Below are 22,829 nucleotides of genomic sequence, written 5' to 3'. Positions count from 1 at the left end.
CGGCACTCATCGGTACCCACGTGGGTCTGCTCACATGAGACGCGATTCCATTGTCTTGGCACTCAGTCTCAGTCACTATAGAGAAGTCCAGCCGCTCCCCCGCTTCACTCCCACTCGACGACGAGGATCCCGCTGATGACCATGCCGACGGCGCCCGACCACGACAGCCCCCCGACCGCCCTGGACACCGACTACTACGCGGTCTTCGCCGACGTTCCCGAGGCGGATCGGCTGTTCTGGAAGCGGGCCCGGACCTTCGCCGAGGACACCCTGGCCGAGGTCAACCAGGCGTGGGACCAGGGCGAGTACCCGCTTCACCTGGCCCGCCGGCTGGGCGAGCTGGACCTGCTCACCGACGGGGTGGTCGGACCCGGCCTGACGCCGATGTCGCCGCTGGCCGCCGGCCTGGTCAACATGGAGATCTCCCGCGGAGACGGGTCGATGGGCACCGTCATTGCCGTCCAGGGCGGTCTGGCCCTGCGCTCCATCGCGTTGTTCGGTAGCGCCGAGCAGCAGGCGCGGTGGCTGGTCCCGCTGGCCCGCGGGGAGAAGTTGGGCGCGTTCGCCCTCACCGAACCGACTCACGGTTCGGACTCGGTGGCGTTGGAGACGACCGCGGTCCGTGACGGTGACGGCTGGGTGATCAACGGGTGCAAGCGCTGGATCGGCAATGGTTCGGTCGGTGACGTCACCGTGGTCTGGGCCCGCGACGAGCAGGGTCACGTCCGCGGCTTCCTGGTCGAGCAGGACACCCCCGGGTACCGGGGCGAGACGATCCGGGGCAAGGCCTCGCTGCGGGCCATCCATCAGGCCCACATCACGCTGACCGACGTGCGGGTGCCGCTGGACGCGGTGCTGCCCGGCACGCACAGCTTCAAGGACGCCTCCCGGGTGCTGCTGGCCACCCGCCTGGGAGTCGCCTGGGCCGCGCTGGGGCACGCCACCGCGGTGTTCGAGGCGGCGCTGACCTACTCCCGGACCCGCATCCAGTTCGGCAAACCGCTGGCCTCGTTCCAGCTGGTGCAGGAACGGCTGACCCGGATGCTGGCCACCCTGACCACCATGCAGTTGACCTGCCGGCACCTGGCCGCCCTGGACCAGGCCGGCACCCTCACCCCCACCCAGGCCGCGCTGGCCAAGTACACCAACACCCGCGGCGCCCGCGAGCTGGCCGCGATCGCCCGGGACATGCTCGGCGGCAACGGGATCCTGCTGGAGAACCACGTCATCCGGCACATGGCCGACGTCGAGTCCCTGCACACCTACGAGGGCACCGAGAGCATCCAGGCCCTGCTCATCGGTCGCGACCTGACCGGCATCAGCGCCTTCGCCTGACCGCGCGGATCAACGACCGCCTTCGCCTGACCGCGCGGATCAACTACCGCCGCGCGGATCATCCGGCCCCGGATGTGACGCATGGGCCTTGAGTCAACGACTTCATCCGCGCAGTCCTGATCTCCCGACCGATCCCCTGACCGATCCCGACCGGTCCCCCGACCGATCGGCCCGACCACACGATCAGCCCGACCGACGATCAGCCCGACAAAGGAGTCCCGTCATGATCAGCTCCACCGCCAACGATTCCCCGCTCACCCCCTTGCGTTTCCTGCAGCGCTCGGCCGAGGTGTATCCGACCAAACCGGCCATCGTCTACGGCGCCCGCCGCTACAGCTACGCCGAATTTGCCGACGCCGCCCAACGTCTCGCGCAGGCGCTGCGGGCCAGGATCGAGCCGGGCGACCGGGTGGTGTTCCTGGCCCCCAACGTGCCCGAGATGCTCATCGCGCACTTCGCGGTGCCGCTGGCCGGTGGAGTGCTGGTGGCCCTGAACTCCCGGCTGGCCAAGGCCGAGATCGACTACATCCTCAACCATTCCGAGGCCAAGTTGCTGTTCGTGGACGCCGAGCTGGTCGCCACGGTGGGCAACTCGCTGGCCGCCGCGCCCGCCCTGACCGGGGTGATCGAGATCGCCGACGCCGAATTCGGTCTGGCCGCCAGCGGCCTGGATGTCGGCCAGCAGTCGTACGCCTCGTTCCTGGCCGAGGCCGACCCGGCCGCCGCCCCGCTGCCGTGGACGGTGGCCGACGAACGGACCGTCATCTCGATCAACTACACCTCGGGGACCACCGGAAAACCCAAGGGCGTCATGTACACCCACCGCGGCGCCTACCTGAACTCGTTCGGCGAGATCGTGCACAACCAGTTCACCGGGGACTCGGTCTACCTGTGGACGCTGCCGATGTTCCACTGCAACGGCTGGTGCACCCCCTGGGCGGTCACCGGCGCCGGCGCCACTCACGTGTGCCTGCGCGCCGTCCGGGCGGACGCCGTCTGGTCGGCCCTGGACGGGCTCGGCGTGACCCACCTGTGTGGCGCTCCGACGGTGTGCAGCATCATCGCCGACGCCGGGCAGGCCCATCCGCTGGACCGGCCGATGCGGATCACCACCGCGGGGGCACCGCCGTCGCCGACGGTCATCGAGAAGCTCGACCGGTTGGGCGTGACCGTGGTGCACGTCTACGGGCTCACCGAGGTCTACGGGCCGTTCACCATCTGCGAGTACCAGCGGGAGTGGGACGACCTGCCGCCGGCCGATCGGGCCCGGCGACTGTCCCGGCAGGGCGTGGGCATGCTGCAGGCCGAGTCGGCCCGGGTGGTCGACGAGCAACTTGTCGACGTGCCCGCGGACGGCATCACGATCGGCGAGATCGTCCTGCGCGGCAACAATGTGATGGCCGGCTACTTCAAGGACGACGCGGCCACCGAGCAGGCGTTCCGCGGTGGCTGGTTCCACAGCGGCGACCTGGGCGTGATGCACCCCGACGGGTACATCGAGCTCAAGGACCGGGCCAAGGACATCATCATCTCCGGTGGCGAGAACATCTCGACCATTGAGGTCGAGAACGCCGTGCTCTCCCATCCGGCCGTGGCCGAGGCCGCGGTGATCGGCATGCCCAGCGTGAAGTGGGGCGAACGGCCGCGGGCGTTCGTCGTCGTGCGGCCGGGCGTCGAGGTCAGCTCGGCCGCGATCCTGGACCACGTCAAGGGATTGATCGCCAAGTTCAAGGTGCCGGACGAGGTGATCTTCGTCGACGTCCTGCCCCGGACCGCCACCGGCAAGATCCGCAAGAACGAGCTGCGGGCGACCGACCCGGCCGCTCGCGTGCTCGCCACCGCCCCGTAGCCGCTGCCGCGGCGCCCCAGCGGCGCCGCGGGCCGAACTCCGGCCGATCCGGCCCATCCACCGCATTGGCGGCGGCGCCGACAGACCCCCTGCGCGGATCAAGTCGTCGACTCCCGTCCCAGGCGTCACAAGCACTGCTGTTTCATCCGCGCAGCCGCAGTTGATCCGCGCGACACTCGAGCGCTCGCCAAGACCGGCCCGATCCGGGCCGCACCCCATCCGCAGCTCCCCCCAACCCAGGAGTCAGCTCATGACCACGATCGTCGACCACCCCAATGCCGACCTGATGCCCGACCTCGCCGACCCGACCGCCGGACGGGTCGCCCAGGCCCGGGAGATGGCCTCGGCCCAGGTCCAACTGATCGCCGACCCCGCCCCGCTGGGGCTGGCCGCCTTCGCGCTCACCACGTTCCTGCTGAGCCTGGCCAATTCCGGCCTGATGCCGGTGGCCGCCGAACCGGTCGTGCTCGGCGTGGCCCTGGCCTACGGCGGCCTCGCCCAACTGCTGGCCGGCATGTGGGAATTCAAGAAGGGCAACGTCTTCGGCGCGACGGTGTTCACGTCCTACGGCGCCTTCTGGCTCTCGTTCTGGGCCTACCTGACCTTCTACGCCGGGGGCATCCCGGCCGAGCAGCACGGTGTCGCCGCCGGCTGGCTGCTGATCTGCTGGGGCATCTTCACCGTGCTGATGTTCCTGGGCTCGCTGCGGACCACCGCGGTGCTGGCCGCCCTGTTCGCGGTCGTCGTGGTGGCGTTCTTCCTGCTCGGATTCGGCGCGCTCAACGGCATCACCGGCCTGACCCGGGCCGGTGGCTTCGCCGGCCTGCTGGCCGGAGCGATGGCCTGGTACCTGTGCCTGGCCGGCGTGCTCAGCTCCACCTTCGGCCGGCCGGTCCTGCCCAACAAGTCACTGGTGGGCTGAGCGCACCATGGGCCCGGGCGGCGCACCGGAACCATCGGGGCGCCGCCCGGTCAGGCCGGACAGCCGGACTCGGCCCACAGGGCGCCGACCACGGTCACCGCACGGGCGTAGGCGGCCTGGTAGATCTCGCCGTTGGCCGACGGCGAGCTCTGCACCTTCTGGGCAACCTGCCAGGGCACCCCGGACGGCCAGTTCTCGATCCGCAGCAGCTTGTCGTAGAACAGGCCGGCCGCCGATGCCGGGTCGATCAGCTTCTCCGGCGCCCCCCACCCGGTGGTCGGGCGCTGCTGGAACAGGCCGATGGAGTCCAGGTTGTTGCCGACCTCGTCGTGCGGGTAGTCCAATGACCGCCGCGCCACCTCCCGCTCGATGTCGGTGAGTGGACGGTTGATCTCCGAGGCGTACAGCTCGGAGGTGCCGTCGTTGGCGAAGTTGATCAGGCCGGTCTCGGCCAGGGCGGTCGCCACCGCGATCTCGGCGGCCGGCTGATCCAGTCCGCGCTCCCGGGCGACCCCGGTGACGATCCGCGCGTTGCGGCTCTGCACCGGGCTCAGGTCGGCCACCGGGTCGCTCGATTCGCACCGGACCGCACCGGCCTGCGCGGAGTCCGACGAGTCGTCCATCGTGCCGAGCAGCACGACGGCACCGACGGTGAGCAGCAGGGCGACCGTCAGCCGCAGTTTCTCGCCCCGGTTGCCCGGGCGGGCGGGCCGAGCCGCCGGCGCCGGATTCGCCGGCGATCGGGTGCTCGCCGGGGGCGTCGGACCGCGGTCGCCGCCAGCGCGGCGGGCGGTCTCGACGGGCGGGTACCCCATCAGGCCGTTCGCGTCGGTCGACCGGACGCCCGCGCCGGCCGCGCACGTCGAATCGACCTCGAATTCCCGGGTTGCCACCCGGCAGGCGAAATCCTGAGCACTTTCATTCCCTCCGTTGGGACCGTGGTGCACTGGTGCAGCGACGGCCACGGGGGCCGGCGGTGATGATATGCAATCCAATGCAGCCAGGTCGCCCATCCGGGAAGTCGCGTCGAACGGTTTCACGCTTTGGGGCCGGACGGGTTCGGCTCGGACCACGCGCAGTAATCGGCCATCGCCCATTGATCCCCGATTATTGGCGCCGGATGGGCTGTGGCCACCCGTTCGCCGATGCGCCTGTCGGGGACAGAAAAGAGGGGCGGATGCATTCTCGCGAATGCATCCGCCCCGCCGGCGATTGTGCCGGACCGTTGATCGGTGTTTTTCCGGCGATCAGCCGGTGGAGGTGAAGGTGACCACCACGGAGCGGTTCTCCGGATCACTGGCCGGCTGCACCAGCGGCGAGGAGTCGCCCAGGCCGACCACCGAGGTGATGTTCTCGCCCGGCACCCCGACCTCCTGCAGCAGCACGGCCACCTCGGTGGCCCGCTGGGTGGACAGGTCGATCGCGCCCTGGGGATCCCCACCGGGGACGGCCGCGGTGCGCCCCTCGACGCTGATCTTGGTGCTCGGGTCCACGGTGCCGACACACTCGCTCAGCGCCGTCAGGGTGGCCGCCTTGTCGATGAGCGCGGCCTGGTTGGGCAGGAACAGCGCCGGGGTGGGCAGGGTGCAGGTCCGGGTCGGGCCGGAGCCCTCGGAGGAGATCTTGTCGGTCGGGTCCGGGGTGGCGACCGCGGGGATGGTGCCGGTCCCGGCGCCGGTCCCGGTGCCGTCGTAGAAGGTGACGGTGGACGCGCCGGCGGCGGTCGCGATGCCCTCCCAGATGGCGTGCTGGTAGCCCACCTGGACGTCGGAGAGCGCGTTCTGCTGCCCGGCGACCGGGGTGACGACGAAGTTGACCTCACGGCCGGTCAGGTCGGGCAGAGCCCCGGACGCGGTCGCGGCGCTCACCACATCGGGCGGCGACTGGTCGAAGGCCAGCAGGTTCATGTCCAACGCGCCCTGGGTGTCCAGCAGCGGCGAGAAGACCCAGACCGGGGAGCCGGCCGGCGAGGCCACGGCATCCAGGCCGGCCAGGGCATCCCGGCCCGGGGACGCGGCCTGCAGGGCGTTGAGCTGCGCGGTGAACGCCGAGGTGGCGTCCGCGTCCGCGACGGCCACCGGCGTGGTGCTGGTGGTGCCGTCACCGGCCACCGCGACCCACTCGACGCCGTTGCCCGAGCCCAGGGCCGCCCACTGGGCGGCCACCACCTCGGGCACCACGATCTGCGCCTCGTTCGAGGAGCCGGCGGTGCTGACCACACTGCCGGCCACCGTCACCGGCGCCGCGCTGGTCGGCGCCGCCGACGACTCGCCGGATCCGCTCGAGCCGCCCGAACTGCACGCGGTGAGCGTCAGCAAGGCGACCGCGGCGGCCAGGATGGGCAGGCGTACGGGCAGGGTCGGGGGCGTTCGTCTCCGGCTCATGGCCTCAGGCTAGCCACGAATGGGGGCCCGGAACCGGAGTTGAGAGATCCCTCAACCGCAATGAACCTTCCGTCAGCTGGCGTCCACGGGTGAGGCATTCCAGATCCGGTCGAGGTAATCCTGGATCGACCGGTCGCTGGAAAAGAAGCCGGAACGGGCCACATTGAGCACCGCACTGCGGTTCCACGCCCGGGTGTCCCGGTAGGCCAGATCGACCCGATCCTGCGCCTCGATGTAGCTCTGGTAGTCGGCCAGGGCCAGGAACCGGTCCTCGTGCAACAGCGAGTCGACGATCGGCGCGAACGCCTCCCGATTGCCGTCGGAGAACGCGCCCGAGGCGATCGCCCCCAGGGCCTTGCGCAATTCCGGATTGTTCTGGAAATACTCGCGCGGCTGGTATCCGGATTCGTAGATGGCATGCACCTGCGGCTCGGTCAGCCCGAAGAGGAAGAAGTTCTCCTCGCCGACCGCCTGCAGGATCTCCACGTTGGCGCCGTCCAGGGTGCCGATGGTCAGCGCCCCGTTCAGGGCCAGCTTCATGTTGCCGGTGCCGGAGGCTTCCTTGCCGGCCAGCGAGATCTGCTCGGACAGGTCGGCCGCCGGGATCAGCGTCTCGGCCAGCGTCACGTTGTAGTTCGCCGGGAAGGCGACCTTGAGCCGCCCGGCCACGATCGGGTCGTTGTCGATGACCCGGCCGACCGCGTTGATCAGCGCGATCGTCTGCTTGGCGATCCAGTATCCGGGGGCCGCCTTGGCCCCGAACAGGAACACCCGGGGCACGATGTCCAGGTCCGGATTCTCCTGCAGCCGCTGGTAGAGCGTGACGATGTGCAGCAGCTTGAGTGTCTGCCGCTTGTACTCGTGCAGTCGCTTGACCATCACGTCGTACATGGCGTCCTGCGGCAGCACGATGCCGTCCCGCCGCTCCAGCAGGCCGGCCAGCCGCTTGCGGTTGCCGACCTTGATGGCGGCGAAGGCGTCCAGGAAGGCCGGGTCGTCGGCGTGCGGCTCCAGCTCGACCAGCCGGCCCAGATCGCGCAGCCAGCCGTCGCCGATGGTGTCGGTGATCAGCTCGGTCAGGGCCGGATTGGCCAGGCCGATGAAGCGGCGCGGGGTGATCCCGTTGGTCACGTTGGTGAACTTGTCCGGCCAGTACGCCGAGAAGTCCGAGAGCACCTTGTCCCGCAGCAGCTGGCTGTGCAGCTCGGCCACGCCGTTGACCTTGGCGCCGACGACCGTGGCCAGGTAGGCCATCCGCACGGCCCGCTCCGGGTGCTCCTGGATGATCGACATGCTGCGGACCCGCAGCTCGTCGTCCGGGTACGCCTCGCGCAGCTCGGCCAGGAAGTCGTCGTTGATCCGGAAGATGATCTCCAGGTGCCGCGGCAGCAGCCGGCCCAGCAGCTCGACCGGCCAGACCTCCAGCGCCTCGGGCAGCAGGGTGTGGCAGGTGTAGGCGAAGCACTGGCGGCAGATGTCCAGCGCCTCGTCCCAGGGGATGTCCTTCTCGTCGACCAGGATGCGCATCAGCTCGGGGATGGCGATCACCGGGTGGGTGTCGTTGAGCTGGAAGATCACCCGCTCGGGCAGCTTGCGCGGGTCGAACCCGGGGCCCATGACGTTGGTCAGGAAGTCGCGCAGCGAGCAGGCGACGAAGAAGTACTGCTGCTGCAGCCGCAGCTCCTTGCCCTGCGGGGTGGAGTCCTCCGGGTAGAGCACCTTGCTGATGTTCTCGGCAAAGGCCTGCGAGCGGACCGCCTGCAGGTAGTCACCGTTGTTGAACACGTGCAGGTCGAACGCCTGGGTGGCGCGTGCGCTCCACAGCCGCAGCGTGTTGACGTTGCCGGTGCGGTAGCCGGGGACCATGTAGTTGTAGGGGACCCCGATGACCTCCCAGTCGTTGACCCACCGGGTGCGCTCCCGGCCGTCCTCGCCCAGGTACTTCTCGGTGTGGCCGGCGAAGGGGACCTTGACGCCCATTTCCGGGTGCGGGAACTCCCAGGGCGAACCCAGGGTCAGCCACGAGTCGGGCTGCTCGACCTGGTGGCCGTCCTCGAAGGTCTGCCGGAAGATGCCGTACTCGTAGCGGATGCCGTAACCGATGGCCGGGATCCGCAGGGTGGCCAGCGAGTCGATGAAGCAGGCGGCCAGGCGGCCCAGGCCACCGTTGCCCAGGCCCGGCTCGACCTCGGTGTCCCGGATGGTCTGCATGTCCAGGCCCAGGCCGTCGATCGCCGCCTCGGCGGTGTCGGTGAGCCCGGAGGCCAGCAGGGCGTTGTCCAGCTGCCGGCCGAGCAGGTACTCGGCGGACAGGTAGACCACGACCTTGGCCTTGGCCTGCATCTGTCGCTGCACGGTCTCCAACCAGCGGGCCATCAGCTGCTGGCGAACCGTACGAGCGAGCGCGTAATAGAGATCGTTCTTGGTCGCCCGCGGCAGCGCGACGCCCTGCCCGAACTGCAGGCGCTTGAGGAACTCCTCCGTGAACCGCTCGACATCGTCGAGGTCGGACGGCACGATCGCGGGTCGACTCGATTTAGTCACGAGCGCGGATAGTAGCCATGGTTTGTGACGCGTGCGGTAACAACGACCCGATCCGGGCGTCGAATTCGGGTCGCCGGCACGCGCACGTCGTCGTCACCGGCGACACTGGCCGGCCGACCGGGTGGTCGCGGGCCGGTCCCGCGCGGTGCGCCGGAGGTCGCCCCGTGGGTGGGGACACTCGTCGGTGTGACGAGGGCCACGGTTTTGGTCGGCGCGACCGTTTGAGCGGACGGGCTACCCGAGCGCCTTGGCCAGCTGGGGTGCCTGGCTGGACAGGCACTGGTCCAGACCGGTCACGAACTGCGCCCGGTCCTCGTAGTCGGGCGCCAGCCCGACCTCGATGGCCGCCTGGCGCGCGGCCGGCGAGCCGGAGATCCCGGCAAAGCGCTCCCCGACGACCGGCACGTACCCGAGCACGGCCTCGGTGTCCTTCACCGCGAACACCCGCGGCACCCCCGCGATCATCAGCCCGGCCAGGCAGTCCGCGGCCAGCTCGACCTGCTGGGACGGAACCAGGGTGAGATCGGCCTGCTTCTCGGCGACCAACTCGCCGATGATGTTGTGGCCCCACTCGTGGGCGAGCAGGAAGTAGACCCCGACGTCATCCGCCGGGTCGACGAACGTCCCGTCGGCCTGCAGGACCTGGGAAGCACCGAGATCGGCCATGAACGTCGCCGAGACGACGATCTCATCCTGCGCCGCGCAATACGTGGGGCCGAAGTGGTCGGTGCCACTGAGGGCGACGCCGCCGCAGTCGAGCGTTTCCGATTCGGCCAGGAACGACATCGGCGCACTGACGCCGGCCGACGAGCCGGCCAGAGCGAGGATCTCCTCCCAGAAGTCGTCGGACTCGACCTGCATCGGCCGCAGGACGGAGGTCTCGACGACGCCGGCGTCCACCGCCACCCCCACCGCGGCACTCGTGGTCGGATCCGAGCTGCTCGTCGGGCCGGCCGACGACGACGTCGCGGGTGCACCGGCCGCGGGGGTTCCGGTCGTCGACTGGCTGCATCCGGCCAGGCCCACGATCGCCACCACGCTCAGCGCCAGCCCCCTCGGCAGCACTGTTGCCATCAGTCTGGGACGTCCCACCGATGCACCCCCGATCGACCCGCACCGCTGCAATGAATGATCGGGCAGTAGTGGTTCGCTGCGTCTGAACGTGGCTTCTTCATCCGAAAGAGTGGTGGTGATCGGCCGCGAGGCCGTTCAGATCACCGTCACGACCATCGACAGCACCAGGCTCAGCGACAGGGACAACGACAAGGCGGTGACCGCGAGCTTCTCGCCGAGCTTTTCCAGGGAGGCGAAGGTGACGGTCGAGAACCCGATCGGGGCGATCCCGAGCAGCAGCATGATCGTGCGGTCCAGCCCCTGCAGGTCGAAGGCCAGGACCAGGCCGACCGCGACCAGCAGGCCGGCGGCCAGCCGGACGCCGACCATCACCGCCGCCTTGCCCACCTGACCGCCCGAGGGCTGGAACAGGATGCCGACGGCCAACGGGATGATGAACCCGGTCGCCGCCCCGAACACCGCCAGCGAGTCGTGGATCGGCGCGGGCACCGGCACCGCGATCAGGTTGACCGCCAGGCCCAGCGCGATCGCCCACAGGGCCGGGCTGCGGGCCAACCGGCCGATCATGGCCCCGCCGCCGCGGCGCCGGTTCGGGTTGCCGCGCACGGCCACCAGGTAGGCGAAGCTGAAGGTCAGGGCCGTATTCATCGCGTCGAAGGCGGCGATCCGGACGACCCCTTCGGCGCCGTAGAGGGCCTGGATGAACGGCAGTTCGAAGCCGCTGTTGGCGATCATGCAGCCGCACATCAGCACCGCCGACCGGGTCGGGTCCCAGTGCAGCCGGCGCGCGGTCAGCAGGGCCAGCACGAACCCGACCAGCGTGAACAGGGCCGACGACAGCGGGAACACGGCCAGCGCGGCGGTGATCTGCACCGTGGACAGCGAGGCGAACATCAGCGCCGGCACGCAGACGTAGAACACCAGCCGGAACAGGAAGTCACCGTCGCGCGGCTCGGCGACCCGGAATCGGCGCAGCAGGAAGCCCCCGACGAAGCCGAGCATGACCGGCAGGACCTTGAGCAGGGTCTCGCCCATTAGCGTGGACCCGTCCCGACCGTCACCGGTCGATCATCGTGGACGAGGCCGCCCGGACGCCGACCGAGTTCCGCTGGGTGGGCGATCCGGCCCGCCGATACGCTGAGTCATGGCGACCGACCCGCACATGGTGTTTCTCGGCTTCGGCAAGTACGCCCGATCGGACAAGATCTTCGCGCTCGAACCGATCCGCGGTGAGGACCGGGGCGAGGGCCGGCGCACGCAGGTCTGGGTCGACGGCCTGGGCAACCCGATCATCGCGTCCCGGACCGAGCGCACGATCCTGGGCGACATGGGCCAGGAACGCGCGGCCCAGTCGTACCTGCTGGACGAGGCCCTGGAGTTGGCCGAACGCCTGGCCAAGGCCGCCGAGGCCGGTCGGGTCGACCTCGGCGACCTGGGCCGGCGCGCCCGGCACCTGCTGGAGGCCGCCACCGCGGCCGGCGCGGAGCGTCCCGCCGACCCGGCCGAGAGCCAGCCCCGCCTGCTGTGACGGCCGGTCTCGGGTGAGCGCGGCGATGGCCGGCCGCTCGGTGCGCTCAGCCGCCGGCCATCGCACCGACGATCATGAACGGCTCCTGGCCCTGGGCGACGGCCGCCGGCAACGGATCGTCCGGCGGCTCGTGGGACAGATCCTCCTGGCAGGCGTAGAAGCGGACGAAGCCCCGACGCTGCTGGGTCTGGTGATCGCGCACCCGGCCGACCAGCACCGGCAGTTGGGCCTCCAACGCATCCAGCACGCTGCGCTGGGTGACCGGTCCGTCGACGTCGAGTTCGACCTCGCCGTGCACATGGGCCAGCTCCCGCAGATGGGCGGGCAGGATCACTCTGATCGCGGTGGTGGTCATGGCAGCGTCTGCACCTCCACCGACAGCACCGCCGGCAGGTCGCGGACGATCGGAGCCCAGCTGTCGCCGGAGTCGGCCGAGGCGTAGACCTGCCCGCCGGTGGTGCCGAAGTACAGCCCGCACTCGTCCAGGGTGTCGACGGCCATCGCGTCCCGCAGCACGTTGACGTAGCAGTTCTGCTGGGGCAGCCCGGCGGTCAGCGGCTCCCACTCGTGGCCGCCGGTGCGGCTGCGGTAGACCCGCAGCTTGCCGTCCATCACGACGTGGTTGGCATCGCTGGTGATCGGCAGCACGTAGACGGTGTCCGGCTCGTGGGCGTGCACGGCGATCGGAAAGCCGAAGTCGGTCGGCAGGTTTCCGCTGATCTCGGTCCATGACTCACCGGAGTCATTGCTGCGCATGACGTCCCAGTGCTTTTGCATGTACAGCACGTCCGGCCGGTCGGGATGCTGGGCGACATGGTGCACGCAGTGGCCGACCTCGGCCTGCTGGTCCGGGATCCCCTCCGAATGCAGGCCCTGGTTGATGGGCCGCCAGCTCGCGCCGGCGTCGTCGCTGCGGAAGACCCCGGCCGCGGAGATCGCCGCGTAGATCCGATCCGCCTTCTTCGGGTCGAGAATGATCGTGTGCAAACACATCCCGCCGGCGCCGGGGGCCCAGTCGGGGCCGGTCCGGTGTTGCCGGAGGGCGGGTAGTTCCTGCCAGCTCGCACCGCCGTCGGTGGTCCGGAACAGCGCGGCGTCCTCGACGCCGGCGTACACCGTGTCCGGGTCCTCCCGGGTGGGTTCGAAGTGCCAGACCCTGGTGAACGACCAGGGCCGGGGCGTGCCGTCGTAGTACTGGTGCGGGCCCACTTCGCCCTCGTAGCTGAAGGTGCCGGGCTGGGGGGCCCAGGTCCGGCCGCCGTCGTCGGAGCGTTGCACGACCTGGCCGAACCAGCCGCTGGACTGGGAGGCGTAGAGCCGGTTCGGTTCGGCCGGCGACCCGGCCACGTGATAGATCTCCCAGCCGGCGAAATGCGGCCCACTGACCTGCCAGTCGCGGCGCGACCCGTCGGCGGTCAGCACGAAGGCGCCCTTGCGGGTGCCGACCAGGACTCGTACTCCGGTCATCGGACTCTCCTTTACCGCCCGGGCCGAACCGGGCAGGCGTCGTTGTCCACGATCGAGGCTAGCCGTCGGCCGGCCCCTCCCATAGACCCCGACGGGAGCTCGTTCTCATCGCTCGGGCGCCGGAGGAACGAACCGATCGGGGGATGGGGTCATCGCGTCCAGATGCTGGGAGAGCAGCCGGTCCCGGATCTCCTCGCGGGCCTGCAGCGCGGTCTCGATCCGCGCGAGCTGCGCCGGGGTGGCCGGCAGGTCGTAGACCTGCGCGACGAATCGGGCGATGTCGGGACGGTAGTCGTGGGCCCAGGCCCGGTAACCCTGCATCTTCTGGGCGTTCTTCATGTCCATCAGCCCGTGCAGGAACGAGGTGATCGGCCGCCATCGCAGCCGGGCCGGAATCCCGCGGGGGCTGGCCCCGGGCACGATCTGCACCGCCGGCCGCGCGTCGGTGAGCCAGGCCGGGCGGCGGGTGAGCAGGTCGGCGCCGAACTTGGTCACGCCGTCGTTGTCGTGACTGACCATCACATACCGCAGGGTGGCCCGATGGCTCTCGGGCAGCGCCTGCAGCTGCTCGAAGTCGTTCACCATGGCGACCAGGTTCGGGTCGACGTCGGGTCGGGGTTCGCCGGTCACCTGGTGCATCCAGCCGCTGCCGTACGGCGTGCCGATCCACAACGCCCGATCGATGCCCAGGGCCTGCGGTCCCAGGGTGCCCCAGTGCAGCAGCACGTCCTGGCTGGTGTGAGCACCCAGGCTCTCCCCGAAGAGCACCGCCCGGGGTCGGGGACCGGACCGCTCCCGCAGCCGGGCGCTGATCGCCAGCCAGAGCAACCGGTTCTGCTCGCGGGCATCCTTGACCTTGAACAGCGACAGCGGCGACGGCCGCTTGGAGTACTGCATCGTCACGATGGCCAGGTCGCCGCGGGTGAGGTAGGACGCCGCGGCGGTCGCGCAGTAGTTCAGGTAGCCCGAGCCGGTGGGCGAGCAGAGCATGATCAGCGACCGGTCCCAGGCGCCGACCCGATCCATCTCGGCCAGGGCCAGGTCGACCCGGGCCTGGGCGGTCGGCGCACTGTCCAGCCCGACGTAGACCAGGGCCGGTTCGGCGGCGGCCGGCTCGCCCATCACCGAGCTGATGGCCAGGTCGGGCAGGCTCACCGGCAGGTCCCGGACCGGCTGCGGCCGCGGGTAGAGCAGCACGTGCCGGCGACCCTCGCGGCCGAGCGTGGCCCACGGGATGAGGCTGTTGGCCGACCCGCTGGCGTGCTCGCCGACCCATCGCCGGCCGCCCTCGTCGTCGATGATCGGCTCGATCACGTTGGTGCCGGCCTCGATCGACCGGATCGCCCGGTGCCACAGGACGGTGCCCGCCCCGGCCACCGCGGCCAGGGTCAGCACGTGTCCCATCGGCCGCCACACCACCCGGCCGCCCGGCAGCACGCCGGCCAGCAGGGCGGCGGTGCCGTCGGCCAGCAGCCGTTGGGCCAGCGCGCCGACCGAGACGATCCCGACCACGCCCACGCTGGCCACCGCCGCCCGCAGCGGCTCGGTCGCCGGCGCGTCGGTGGTGACCGGCTCGGCCGGCAGGCCGCGCCGCCGGTAGGCCTCCAGGGCCAGCCCGACACCGAGACCGACCGGCGCACCGAGCGGGATCCGGGCGATCCGGCCGCCGGCGCCCAGCGCGCCGTCCGCGGCGGTCAGGCCCAGTTCGGTCAGGGTGAACAGGCTCGCGCCCAGGCCGGTGACGCCGGTCCGCCAGGCGACCTGCCGGGCCACCCCGCGCAGGGTGGACTCCTGCGGCCGGCGGCGCAGCGCCCCGGCGGCGGCCAGCCCGACAGGGATGACGGCCAGGTCGATCAGCAGCGCGGCCCGCCGCTGCCGGGTGGGCGCGCTGCCGCGACCCACCCGGCCGGCCAGGCCCGAGGCCAACGCCTCGATGCTGTCCTGGGTGGCGACGGTCAGGACGTAGGACAGCGTGGTGCCGATACCGGTGACGATCGCCTGGTCCGGCAGGCTGCGCGGGACCAGGGACGGCTCGAACGTGCCCGGCGCGATGGCCGCCGCGACCAGCAGGCCGGTCTGATCGCCCGGCCCGGCCAGCTTGGCCGCCCACTGCTGCAGTCCCATGACGCTCCCGTTCCGAACGCTCGGTGCCCGAGGTGGCTCGGGCATCCTCTCGGGTCCGCGGCGCGTCGGCACCGTTCGAATCGGGTCATCCGGCCAATCGGCGGGTCTGCTCGATCGGCAGACCCTTGACCCACCAGTGCGCGAAGCGCCGGTAGATCGGCGGTTCGCGGTCGGCCAGCATCGCGTGCAGGGCGGCGGCCTCGACCTCCAGGGCGGCCCAGTCCGGTTCGGTCAGCGGGTGGAAGGCTCCGATCTCGATCCGGCCGTCGACCGGCCGCCAGGTCCCGGCGACCTGACCGTCGATCAGCACGGTAGGCAACACATCACCGTTCTGTTTGATCACGTGGCGCCGGTAGGCCGGCGGGATCAGGCGGCTGCGGTCGGCGTAGGCCAACAACACGTTGTCCCACATGCCCAGCAGGCGCGGCGGGGCCACGGTGTCGGGATCCGGGAGCGGGCCCGGCGGCCGGTCCAGCAGCGCACCGCCCTCGGGCCCGGTCATCGCCACCAGGTCGTCCATGGTGGCCGCCGCGTCCCGGATGACGCTGCGCCGCAGCAGCGTGAACTGGGCGATGTCGGCGATCGCGGCCGGTCCGAAACCGTCCAGATAACGGCCGATCAGCGACCGGATCGCGGCTTGTTCACCGGTGCGATCGCCGGCCTGATCGGTTCCGCCGAGATGACGGCCGAGAGGGACGGCCGGGGCCGCGCGGTACGCCGGGCGCGGCCCGAACGACCACGGGCCGCCGGTCGGGGCATGCACGAACGGTCCGTAGGTCCGCAGCGCCCACCACACCCCGGGCGCCGGCAGCTCGCCGCACCGCTGCCGCACCCAACCGTCGATCTCGGCGTTGGTGCGCGGTTCGCGCAAAAAGGTCAGCAAGTCGGGCACCAGCGCGTCGGCCTGCTCCACGGCGATGCCGAGCCCGCGAAAGCGCCGGTCGCCGACGCGGGAGGCGCGCAGGGAGCTGATCATGGCCCGCCGGAACGCCGGATAGTCCTCGGCCCGCACGGCGTGCAGGGTGATCCGCATCAGCGGGGCCTTGAGCACCCGATGGTCGGCATACGCAGCCGTCAGATCGTCGGGGTCGAAAGCCTCGATCCGGTTCCACAGAGCCAGGTAGGGCGAGGCGGCGTCCTGCGCCTGCAACGCCACGACCCGGCCGACCGCGTCGGCGACGCCGCACCGCTCCCGGCCGAGCAGCAGTTGCCGGGCCAGGGTGGCGCGGTTGAGCTGGCGGTGGGTCAGGGCCACCGCCCGACGCTACCTGTGGGGTCAGGCGACGCGGGAGTCGTCGTCCTGGGCCGCGGTCGCCTCGCCCTCGACGAGGACCTCGAAGGTGTGGGCATCGGCCATGGAGACGGTCTCGTTGTCCCACAGGATTCGGGCCCGGGCCGGCGCGCCATAACGCGGGGGGGCCACATTGACCACCAATCCGGTCAGCCCGACACTCACGCAGACATCGTCGACGAATGACCGAACCCGGTCCCCGATGCGTAACTGGCGCGGCCGGTCGGCCGGCCGTCCGGTCGCGGATTCCGCGGCCGGGACCGGGCTCGTCGAACCGGGGACGGAACGACCAAAGGCGCTGAGCCCACTGCTTTTTGCCTCACCGATCGGCTCGGCGACCATCGACGGAAGACCTTGCTCGTTCGAATTCTCCGGCACGTTCACGGGTTGCCCCTTTCGTGACATCTCGTCTTCCGATTCAGAGTGAACGAGAATCGCTTTCGGACGAATACGGGAATGTTTCTCCTGGGTGAACCGCCTGTTGCCCTCGTCACAGCAACCTGTGGCCGGGTCGGCGGTGCGGATGTGCGGCGACGGAGGGCCCCCGCCCGGGCGGGCGCCGGCCGGGCGAACCAGTCCGGGGCGAACCGTTTCACGATGTTTCACGATGAACACGGCGCCCAGCGATCGGGCCCACGCGGGACCAGCCCGGGGACCATCGGGCACAGTGGGGGCCATGAACGACCTCGTCGGCCTCGGGGCCGCCTTCCGCTCCGGTGAGCTGTCACCGACCGAGCACGTCGACGACGTGCTCGCTCGCCTGTCCGGGGACCGGTTGAACACGGTGATCACCCTGAACGCCGACCGGGCCCGGGCCCAGGCGAGCCGGCTGGCCGATGAGGCGGCCCAGGGGCACTGGCGTGGCCCGCTGCACGGAATCGCCGTCGGGGTCAAGGATCTCATTGACGTGCAGGGCCTGCCGACGCGCTGCGGGTCGCACGTGCTCGACGACGCACCGCCGGCCGACGCCGACGCCCCGGTGGTCGCGGCGCTGCGGGCGGCGGGTGCGATCGTCGTCGCCAAGATGCACACCCAGGAGTTCGCGCACGGTCCCACCGGCGACGCGGCCGCCACCGGGCCCGCGCACAACCCGCACGATCCGACCCGGATCACCGGGGGCTCGTCGTCCGGATCGGCGGCCGCGGTGGCCGCCGGTTACCTGCCGCTGGCGCTGGGCACCGACACCGGCTGCAGCGTCCGGACGCCGGCCGCGCTGTGCGGCGTGGTCGGGCTCAAGCCGACGTACGGCCGGTTGAGCACCCACGGGGTGTTCCCGCTGGCCGAGTCCCTGGACCACGTCGGGTTCCTGACCACCGACGTCGCCGCGGCGCAGCTGGCCTGGTCGGTGCTGGGCGGAACCGCGGACGCCGGGGCCCGGATCGCCGGACTGCGGGTCGGCGTGCTCGTCGACGACTACTGGCGGGCGGCCGATCCGGCCATCGACCCGTGGGCCACGGCCGCGGTCGAGGTGCTGGCCGCGGCCGGCGCCGAACCGGTGGCGGTGCGCACCCCGATGATCGAGGAGCTGGTCGCGGCCTACCCGGTGATCGTCGGCAACGAGGCCTACACCACGCACGCCGGATGGTTGGCCGAGCGAGGACAGGACTACCAGCCGCTCATCCGCGAACGGCTGCTCGGCTTCGCCGACCGGCCGGCCCGGGAGTACATCGGGGCGCAGCGCACGCGCCACCGGCTGGTGGCTGCGCTGCGGGCCGCGCTCGACGGCGCCGGCGGGGGGGCCGGTGGGGGTGGGGTCGACGTGCTGGTGCTCCCGACCACCCGCATCCGGGCCACCCCGATCGGCGCCCCGACCACCCGGATCGACGGGACCGACGTGCCGGTCCGGCCGGCCCTGCTCGCCCTCAATTCCCCGTTCAACCTGACCGGCTGGCCGGCGGTGTCGGTCCCGGCGCCGGTGGACGGGCTGCCGATCGGCGTGCAGGTCGTCGGCGTTCGGGTGGCCGAGCGCGGCGTGCTGGACGTCGCCGCGGCCCTGGAACGAGCCTGGCGGCCCGCCTGACCGGCGGCGCCGGACCCATCGGTGACCGGTCGGACTCCGATTCAGGTTCCCGATTCAGGTCCGGTCAGCGGCCGGCCTGCACGGTGTGCAGCGCCTCTCGGTCGGCCGCGACCGCCGCCCGGTAGGCGGCCACCTGGCGGTCCGCCGCGGGCCCGTCCCAGCCGGCCACCGGCCGCAGCAGTTCGGCCACCGCCGGTGCGGCGTCGTGGCCGCCGTCGGGCAGTTCGATGGCCAGGTGCGTCCGCCGCATCATCACGTCGGTCAGGGTCAGCGCGCCCTCGGCGGTCACCGCATACCGCAGCTCGGCCGGCAGGTACCCGGCCCAGTCCGGCCGCGGGACGATCAGCGCGGGGTCGTCGGCGCCCGCGGCCAGCACGTCGTGGATCTGATTGCCGTACCGGCTCAGCAGCCGCTCGATCTGCGCGGCGCTCAGGCCGTGCTCGGCGGCCAGGGCGCCGACCCGGTTGCGCAACCCGGCCCAGCCGGCCGCGCCGAGCAGCGGGGTCGTCGTGGTGATGCCGGCCGGGACGTCACCGAGCCGGCCGGTGGCCACCGCCGCGTCGATGGTGTCCTGGGCCATCAACCGGTAGGTCGTGTACTTGCCGCCGACGATGGTGATCAGGCCGTCCGGGCCGGGCATCACCGAGTGGTCCCGGGACAGCGCCGACGTCGTGTCGGTGTCGGCGCCCGTCGCCACCGGCCGGAGCAGCGGCCGGACCCCGGCGTAGACCCCGAGCACATCGTCCGGCTGCACCTTGCGGCGCAGGAAGTGGTTGAGCTCGCGCAGCAGGTACTCGACGTCGTCGACCTCGGGACGGGGCGAGCCCCGATCACCGTCCCAGGGCGTGTCGGTGGTGCCGACCAGCCAGTAGTCCCACCAGCGGCGGGCGATGATCACCGAATCGCTGGCCCGGGCCAGGATCCCGGTGGCGGCGTCGATGGCGTCGCCCCGCAGCAGCAGGTGCACGCCCTTGGACGGCTGCACGTCGAACGTGTGCCGCCCGGCCAGCTGTTGCAGGTCGGCGGCCCACGAGCCGGCGGCGTTGACGACGACCTTCGCCCGGATCTCGTGCCGGGCCCCGCCCGGCCCGTCGGTGATCACCGCGCCGACGACCTGGTCGCCGGCGGTGAGCAGCTCGACGACCGGTGCGTCGGTGATGACCTCGGCGCCGAAGGCGGCCGCGGTGCGCACGACGGTCAGGGTGTGCCGGGCGTCGTCCATCCGCACGTCGTAGTACTGGATGCCGCCGGTGATCACGTCCGGATCCATCGACGGGGCGTGCCGGATCACCCCGCCGCGGGTCAGGTGCCGGTGCCGCGGCACGCCGCGGCCGCGCAGGCCGAAGATGTCGTACAGCAGGATCCCGGCCCCGGCGTACGGGCGCTCCCAGTGCTTGCTCAGCGGATACAGGAACGGCTCGGGCCGGGTCAGGTGCGGGCTCAGGGTCTTGACCTGCAGGTCCCGCTCGACGATGGCGTGCGCGACCAGGCCGAAGTTGTACTGCTCGAGATAGCGCAGCCCGCCGTGGAAGATCTTGCCGGACCGCGACGAGGTGCCGATGGCGATGTCCCCGGCCTCGACCAGCACCACCCGCAGGCCGCGGGTCGCGGCGTCCAGGGCGCACCCGGCACCGGTCACCCCCGCCCCGATGACCAGCACGTCGTACTGGTCGCCGGTGGCCCGGTCCAGGCTGCGCCGGCGTTGAGCCCGGTTCAGGCGGCTGGGATCGGTGGTGCTCATGGGGTCAGACATGACTCGTCCTCGGACGTCGGTGGCCTTGCTGGGTCAGCTGCCCGGCCAGTCAACCACCGTCGCCGGGCGGGCGGGAGACGGCCGGCGCCGCCCGCCGCACCAGCGGGGCGAGAGCGTCCTGGATGGCGTCCATGTGCGAATCGCCGGACAGCACGGTGACCGCGAGCTCCCGCTCCGGATCGACGACCAGGTACTGGCCGCCGGTTCCGTCACCGAAGTACCGTCCGTCCCCGCAACTCCAGATTCCATACCCATTGGTCAGCGAACGCAGATCGGTCGGTTCCGGCGGCGACCAGTGGTGGGCAACGGTGCGATCGCCCTGGCTGGCGGTCAGCGCGCGCACGCCCGGCGGCATCCGGCGCACCGCCCGGTCCACCCGTTCGGCCAGGTCCATCGGTCAGTCCCGGGCGAAGAGTTCGACGAATCGGCCCAGCAGGTTGGGGGTCTGGGTGATGCCGCTGGCCCGAGCGGCGGCCAGCACCGCGTCCGCCTCCTCGGGCGGGAAGTAGCCGGCATAGCGATACGCCTCGATCCGGGTGGCCAGTCCGTCCAGGTCCAGCTCGGGGTGGAACTGGGTGGCGTAGACGCGGGTGCCGACCCGGAACGCCTGCACCGGGCAATCAGCCGAGGACGCGAGCGGCACCGCGTGCGTTGGCAACTCGCGGATGGCCTCCTTGTGCCCGACGTAGGCGCCGAATTCGGGACCGGCGCCGGCCAGCAGCGGATCGCTGCGGCCCGCGTCGTTGACGCGCACCCGGATCCCGCCGATGGGTTCGCCGAAGGTCCGGTCGACCACGGCCCCCTGGTGCCGGCCCAGCGTGCCGATCCCGTAACAGCAACCCAGGAAAGGGAAGTCGCGCGCGACGACCTCGTCCAGCAGGGCACTGAGCTCGGCCTCCACCCGGTGCTGGGTGGCCGATTTCGTCTCCGGCGGATCGCTGGCCTGGTAGGGCCCGCCGCCCAGAATCACGCCGGACCAGTCGTCCAGGTCGATCCCGCCCAACGGCTGACGTTCCAGCCGGATCCGGACCAGCTCGTGCTCGGGCAGGCCGGTCCGGCGCAGCATCGCCGCATACTCGTCGTCGGCGGCGACGTGCTCGGCGCGGATGGCCAGGAGCAGGAAGGGCTTCACGAGAGACGAAGATATCGATAGGCTATCTGTCTAGACATGGCTAGACATGTCTGGCCAACGGGAATCAACGAAGGGAACTGCACCGTCGTGCCTGCGCGCAGCAAGTTCGGGGACATGTTCAGCCTCAGCGAGACCATCCGCGGGGCGGACTACCTGCTGGCCACCTACTACCTGTCCATGCCGGCCGAGGCGGACGTGCTGGGCAAGGCGGCCGGGTACGCGGTCGGCCAGACGATCGGCACCTGGATCGAGGTGCCCGGGGTGACCGACGAGATGCGCGACCGGCACCGCGGCCGGGTGGTCAAGGTGCTCGAGGCCCCACCGGTCGACCTGTCCACCCAGGCCGAGGCTACCAGCGGCTACTTCATCCAGATCGCCCTGCCGACGGTCAATTTCGGCGCGTCCATCCCGATGATGCTGGCCACCTGCATCGGCAACGACATCTCCACCTCGGTCCAGGCCAAGCTGGTCGACATCGAGATCCCGGACTCGCTGGCCCAGGAGCTGGTCGGCCCGCGGTTCGGCATCGAGGGCGTCCGCGAGCTCGTCGGGGTGCGGGACCGACCGCTGGTGCTGAACATGATCAAGCCCTGTACCGGGTTGACCCCCGAGCAGGGCGCGGCGATCTTCTACGACACCGCCCTGGGCGGGGTCGACCTGATCAAGGACGACGAGCTGCTGGGCAACCCGCCGTTCTCGCCGGTGGTCGACCGGGTCAAGGCCTACCTGGCCGCCGCCGACCGGGCCCGCGACGTCACCGGCCGCGACGTGGTCTACATCCCCAACGTCACCGATCGGCCCGACCGGATGCTCGACACCGCCCGGCGGGCCGTCGATGCCGGCGCCCGGGCCGTGATGATCGCCTACGCGAGTGCGGGTTTCGGCTCCCTGCAGAGCTTGGCCGAGTCGATCGGGGTGCCCATCCTGGCCCACTACGCCGGGGTGACCCCGTATTTCGAGGGCCCGGGCACCGGCCTGTCCGCGCCGATCGCCCTGGGCATGCTGCCGCGGCTGGCCGGCGGCGACATGGTGCTGACCATCACCCCCTACGGCGGCTACCCGCTGCGCCGGTTGCAGTACCTGAAGATGGTCCAGCAGCTGCAGCTGAGCCGACCGCACATCGCGCCGGCCTTCCCGGTGGTCGGCGGTGGCGTGCACCCGGGGACCGTGCAGACCTACGTCGACGAGTTGGGCCCGGACATCATCCTGGGTGCCGGCGGGGCGATCCAGGGGCATCCGGATGGCGCGGCGGCCGGGGCCGACGCCATGCGCCAGGCGATCGACGCGGTGATGGCCGGACGATCGGTCGTGGAGGCCGGGCAGGAACACCCGGCGCTGGGTCGCGCCCTGGACCGGTTCGGCACCACCGTCTGACCCGGTCACCGTCCGATCCGAGGAAGGGAAAC

Annotated in this window: 19 protein-coding genes; 6 read left to right on the top strand and 13 right to left on the bottom strand. The window is 71.2% G+C overall.

The genetic code is table 11. The annotated features are described in order from the left end of the window. The first annotated feature begins 135 nt into the window (after positions 1-135). The 3 genes from NAMU_RS00170 to NAMU_RS00160 all read left to right on the top strand — a co-directional run bounded on the left by NAMU_RS00170 (position 136) and on the right by NAMU_RS00160 (position 4,106). Positions 136-1,335, top strand: coding sequence for an acyl-CoA dehydrogenase family protein (locus tag NAMU_RS00170; RefSeq protein ID WP_012813944.1), 1,200 nt, complete (start codon positions 136-138; stop codon positions 1,333-1,335). A gap of 223 nt (positions 1,336-1,558) precedes the next feature. After that, complete coding sequence (locus tag NAMU_RS00165; RefSeq protein ID WP_012813943.1) at positions 1,559-3,184, top strand: AMP-binding protein; 1,626 nt, start codon at positions 1,559-1,561, stop codon at positions 3,182-3,184. Positions 3,185-3,434: 250 nt separating this feature from the next. Next, a complete protein-coding gene (locus tag NAMU_RS00160) occupies positions 3,435-4,106 on the top strand; it encodes an acetate uptake transporter (protein ID WP_012813942.1) in 672 nt (223 codons plus the stop codon). A 50-nt stretch (positions 4,107-4,156) separates the two neighbouring features. Here NAMU_RS00160 and NAMU_RS26860 read toward each other — a convergent pair whose 3' ends face one another. The 5 genes from NAMU_RS26860 to NAMU_RS00130 all read right to left on the bottom strand — a co-directional run bounded on the left by NAMU_RS26860 (position 4,157) and on the right by NAMU_RS00130 (position 11,143). After that, complete coding sequence (locus NAMU_RS26860) at positions 4,157-4,999, bottom strand: hypothetical protein (RefSeq protein ID WP_012813941.1); 843 nt, start codon at positions 4,997-4,999, stop codon at positions 4,157-4,159. Between the two features lie 354 nt (positions 5,000-5,353). Further along, positions 5,354-6,490 carry an OmpA family protein gene (locus NAMU_RS00150; RefSeq protein WP_012813940.1) on the bottom strand — a complete coding sequence of 379 codons (1,137 nt, stop codon included), beginning with the start codon at positions 6,488-6,490 and terminating at the stop codon, positions 5,354-5,356. A gap of 72 nt (positions 6,491-6,562) precedes the next feature. Then, positions 6,563-9,034, bottom strand: a complete 2,472-nt coding sequence (locus tag NAMU_RS00145; RefSeq protein ID WP_052307715.1) for a glycogen/starch/alpha-glucan phosphorylase — start codon at positions 9,032-9,034, stop codon at positions 6,563-6,565. Positions 9,035-9,268: 234 nt separating this feature from the next. Continuing rightward, positions 9,269-10,159: a neutral zinc metallopeptidase gene (locus NAMU_RS00140; RefSeq protein ID WP_281023790.1), complete on the bottom strand. Its 891-nt coding sequence runs from the start codon at positions 10,157-10,159 to the stop codon at positions 9,269-9,271. 84 nt (positions 10,160-10,243) lie between these two features. Further along, on the bottom strand, positions 10,244-11,143 hold the full coding sequence (locus NAMU_RS00130; protein ID WP_012813937.1) for an AEC family transporter: 900 nt from the start codon (positions 11,141-11,143) through the stop codon (positions 10,244-10,246). Between the two features lie 109 nt (positions 11,144-11,252). Between NAMU_RS00130 and NAMU_RS00125 the strand changes: the two genes are divergently transcribed. After that, on the top strand, positions 11,253-11,636 hold the full coding sequence (locus NAMU_RS00125) for a hypothetical protein (protein ID WP_012813936.1): 384 nt from the start codon (positions 11,253-11,255) through the stop codon (positions 11,634-11,636). 46 nt (positions 11,637-11,682) lie between these two features. Here the strand turns inward: NAMU_RS00125 and NAMU_RS00120 are convergent, their stop codons facing one another. The 5 genes from NAMU_RS00120 to NAMU_RS00100 all read right to left on the bottom strand — a co-directional run bounded on the left by NAMU_RS00120 (position 11,683) and on the right by NAMU_RS00100 (position 16,902). Then, positions 11,683-11,991: a MoaD/ThiS family protein gene (locus NAMU_RS00120; RefSeq protein ID WP_012813935.1), complete on the bottom strand. Its 309-nt coding sequence runs from the start codon at positions 11,989-11,991 to the stop codon at positions 11,683-11,685. Beyond that, positions 11,988-13,103, bottom strand: a complete 1,116-nt coding sequence (locus tag NAMU_RS00115; RefSeq protein WP_012813934.1) for a WD40/YVTN/BNR-like repeat-containing protein — start codon at positions 13,101-13,103, stop codon at positions 11,988-11,990. The genes NAMU_RS00120 and NAMU_RS00115 overlap by 4 nt, the downstream gene beginning before the upstream one ends. Before the next feature lie 105 nt (positions 13,104-13,208). Continuing rightward, positions 13,209-15,227 (bottom strand): alpha/beta-hydrolase family protein, encoded by a 2,019-nt coding sequence (locus NAMU_RS00110; protein ID WP_012813933.1) that lies wholly within the window; start codon positions 15,225-15,227, stop codon positions 13,209-13,211. 85 nt (positions 15,228-15,312) lie between these two features. Beyond that, a complete protein-coding gene (locus NAMU_RS00105; protein WP_012813932.1) occupies positions 15,313-16,482 on the bottom strand; it encodes a winged helix DNA-binding domain-containing protein in 1,170 nt (389 codons plus the stop codon). 21 nt (positions 16,483-16,503) lie between these two features. Next, entirely contained in the window at positions 16,504-16,902 is a 399-nt protein-coding gene (locus NAMU_RS00100; RefSeq protein WP_138179856.1) for a hypothetical protein, read from the bottom strand. A gap of 292 nt (positions 16,903-17,194) precedes the next feature. Between NAMU_RS00100 and NAMU_RS00095 the strand changes: the two genes are divergently transcribed. Next, the gene (locus NAMU_RS00095) at positions 17,195-18,538 is read left to right on the top strand and encodes an amidase (RefSeq protein WP_012813930.1); all 1,344 of its coding nucleotides are present in this window, start codon (positions 17,195-17,197) and stop codon (positions 18,536-18,538) included. A gap of 64 nt (positions 18,539-18,602) precedes the next feature. On the opposite strand, the gene NAMU_RS00090 is transcribed toward NAMU_RS00095, so the two are convergent. The 3 genes from NAMU_RS00090 to NAMU_RS00080 are packed head-to-tail and all read right to left on the bottom strand — an operon-like array spanning position 18,603 to position 21,423. Continuing rightward, a complete protein-coding gene (locus NAMU_RS00090) occupies positions 18,603-20,291 on the bottom strand; it encodes a glycerol-3-phosphate dehydrogenase/oxidase (RefSeq protein ID WP_012813929.1) in 1,689 nt (562 codons plus the stop codon). Positions 20,292-20,340: 49 nt separating this feature from the next. Continuing rightward, the gene (locus NAMU_RS00085) at positions 20,341-20,685 is read right to left on the bottom strand and encodes a hypothetical protein (RefSeq protein ID WP_012813928.1); all 345 of its coding nucleotides are present in this window, start codon (positions 20,683-20,685) and stop codon (positions 20,341-20,343) included. Between the two features lie 3 nt (positions 20,686-20,688). Continuing rightward, the gene (locus tag NAMU_RS00080) at positions 20,689-21,423 is read right to left on the bottom strand and encodes a glutamine amidotransferase (RefSeq protein WP_012813927.1); all 735 of its coding nucleotides are present in this window, start codon (positions 21,421-21,423) and stop codon (positions 20,689-20,691) included. Positions 21,424-21,510: 87 nt separating this feature from the next. On the opposite strand from NAMU_RS00080, the gene NAMU_RS00075 reads away from it, so the two are divergent. Next, positions 21,511-22,797, top strand: coding sequence for a RuBisCO large subunit C-terminal-like domain-containing protein (locus NAMU_RS00075; protein ID WP_012813926.1), 1,287 nt, complete (start codon positions 21,511-21,513; stop codon positions 22,795-22,797). The last annotated feature ends 32 nt before the right edge of the window (positions 22,798-22,829 follow it).

It is taken from the genome of Nakamurella multipartita DSM 44233, from assembly GCF_000024365.1.
Taxonomy (GTDB): Bacteria; Actinomycetota; Actinomycetes; order Mycobacteriales; family Nakamurellaceae; genus Nakamurella; species Nakamurella multipartita.
The sequence above is the reverse complement of the archived record's forward strand: the minus strand, read 5'-3'. Positions and strand labels throughout refer to the sequence as shown.

Excerpts from the sequence above, each read along its gene's own strand:
- NAMU_RS00170 (WP_012813944.1), top strand. The coding sequence starts at position 136 with ATGACCATGCCGACGGCGCCCGACCACGACAGCCCCCCGACCGCCCTG.
- NAMU_RS00165 (WP_012813943.1), top strand. The coding sequence starts at position 1,559 with ATGATCAGCTCCACCGCCAACGATTCCCCGCTCACCCCCTTGCGTTTC.
- NAMU_RS00160 (WP_012813942.1), top strand. The coding sequence starts at position 3,435 with ATGACCACGATCGTCGACCACCCCAATGCCGACCTGATGCCCGACCTC.
- NAMU_RS00150 (WP_012813940.1), bottom strand. The coding sequence starts at position 6,490 with ATGAGCCGGAGACGAACGCCCCCGACCCTGCCCGTACGCCTGCCCATC.
- NAMU_RS00130 (WP_012813937.1), bottom strand. The coding sequence starts at position 11,143 with ATGGGCGAGACCCTGCTCAAGGTCCTGCCGGTCATGCTCGGCTTCGTC.
- NAMU_RS00125 (WP_012813936.1), top strand. The coding sequence starts at position 11,253 with ATGGCGACCGACCCGCACATGGTGTTTCTCGGCTTCGGCAAGTACGCC.
- NAMU_RS00120 (WP_012813935.1), bottom strand. The coding sequence starts at position 11,991 with ATGACCACCACCGCGATCAGAGTGATCCTGCCCGCCCATCTGCGGGAG.
- NAMU_RS00115 (WP_012813934.1), bottom strand. The coding sequence starts at position 13,103 with ATGACCGGAGTACGAGTCCTGGTCGGCACCCGCAAGGGCGCCTTCGTG.
- NAMU_RS00110 (WP_012813933.1), bottom strand. The coding sequence starts at position 15,227 with ATGGGACTGCAGCAGTGGGCGGCCAAGCTGGCCGGGCCGGGCGATCAG.
- NAMU_RS00095 (WP_012813930.1), top strand. The coding sequence starts at position 17,195 with ATGAACGACCTCGTCGGCCTCGGGGCCGCCTTCCGCTCCGGTGAGCTG.
- NAMU_RS00090 (WP_012813929.1), bottom strand. The coding sequence starts at position 20,291 with ATGTCTGACCCCATGAGCACCACCGATCCCAGCCGCCTGAACCGGGCT.
- NAMU_RS00085 (WP_012813928.1), bottom strand. The coding sequence starts at position 20,685 with ATGGACCTGGCCGAACGGGTGGACCGGGCGGTGCGCCGGATGCCGCCG.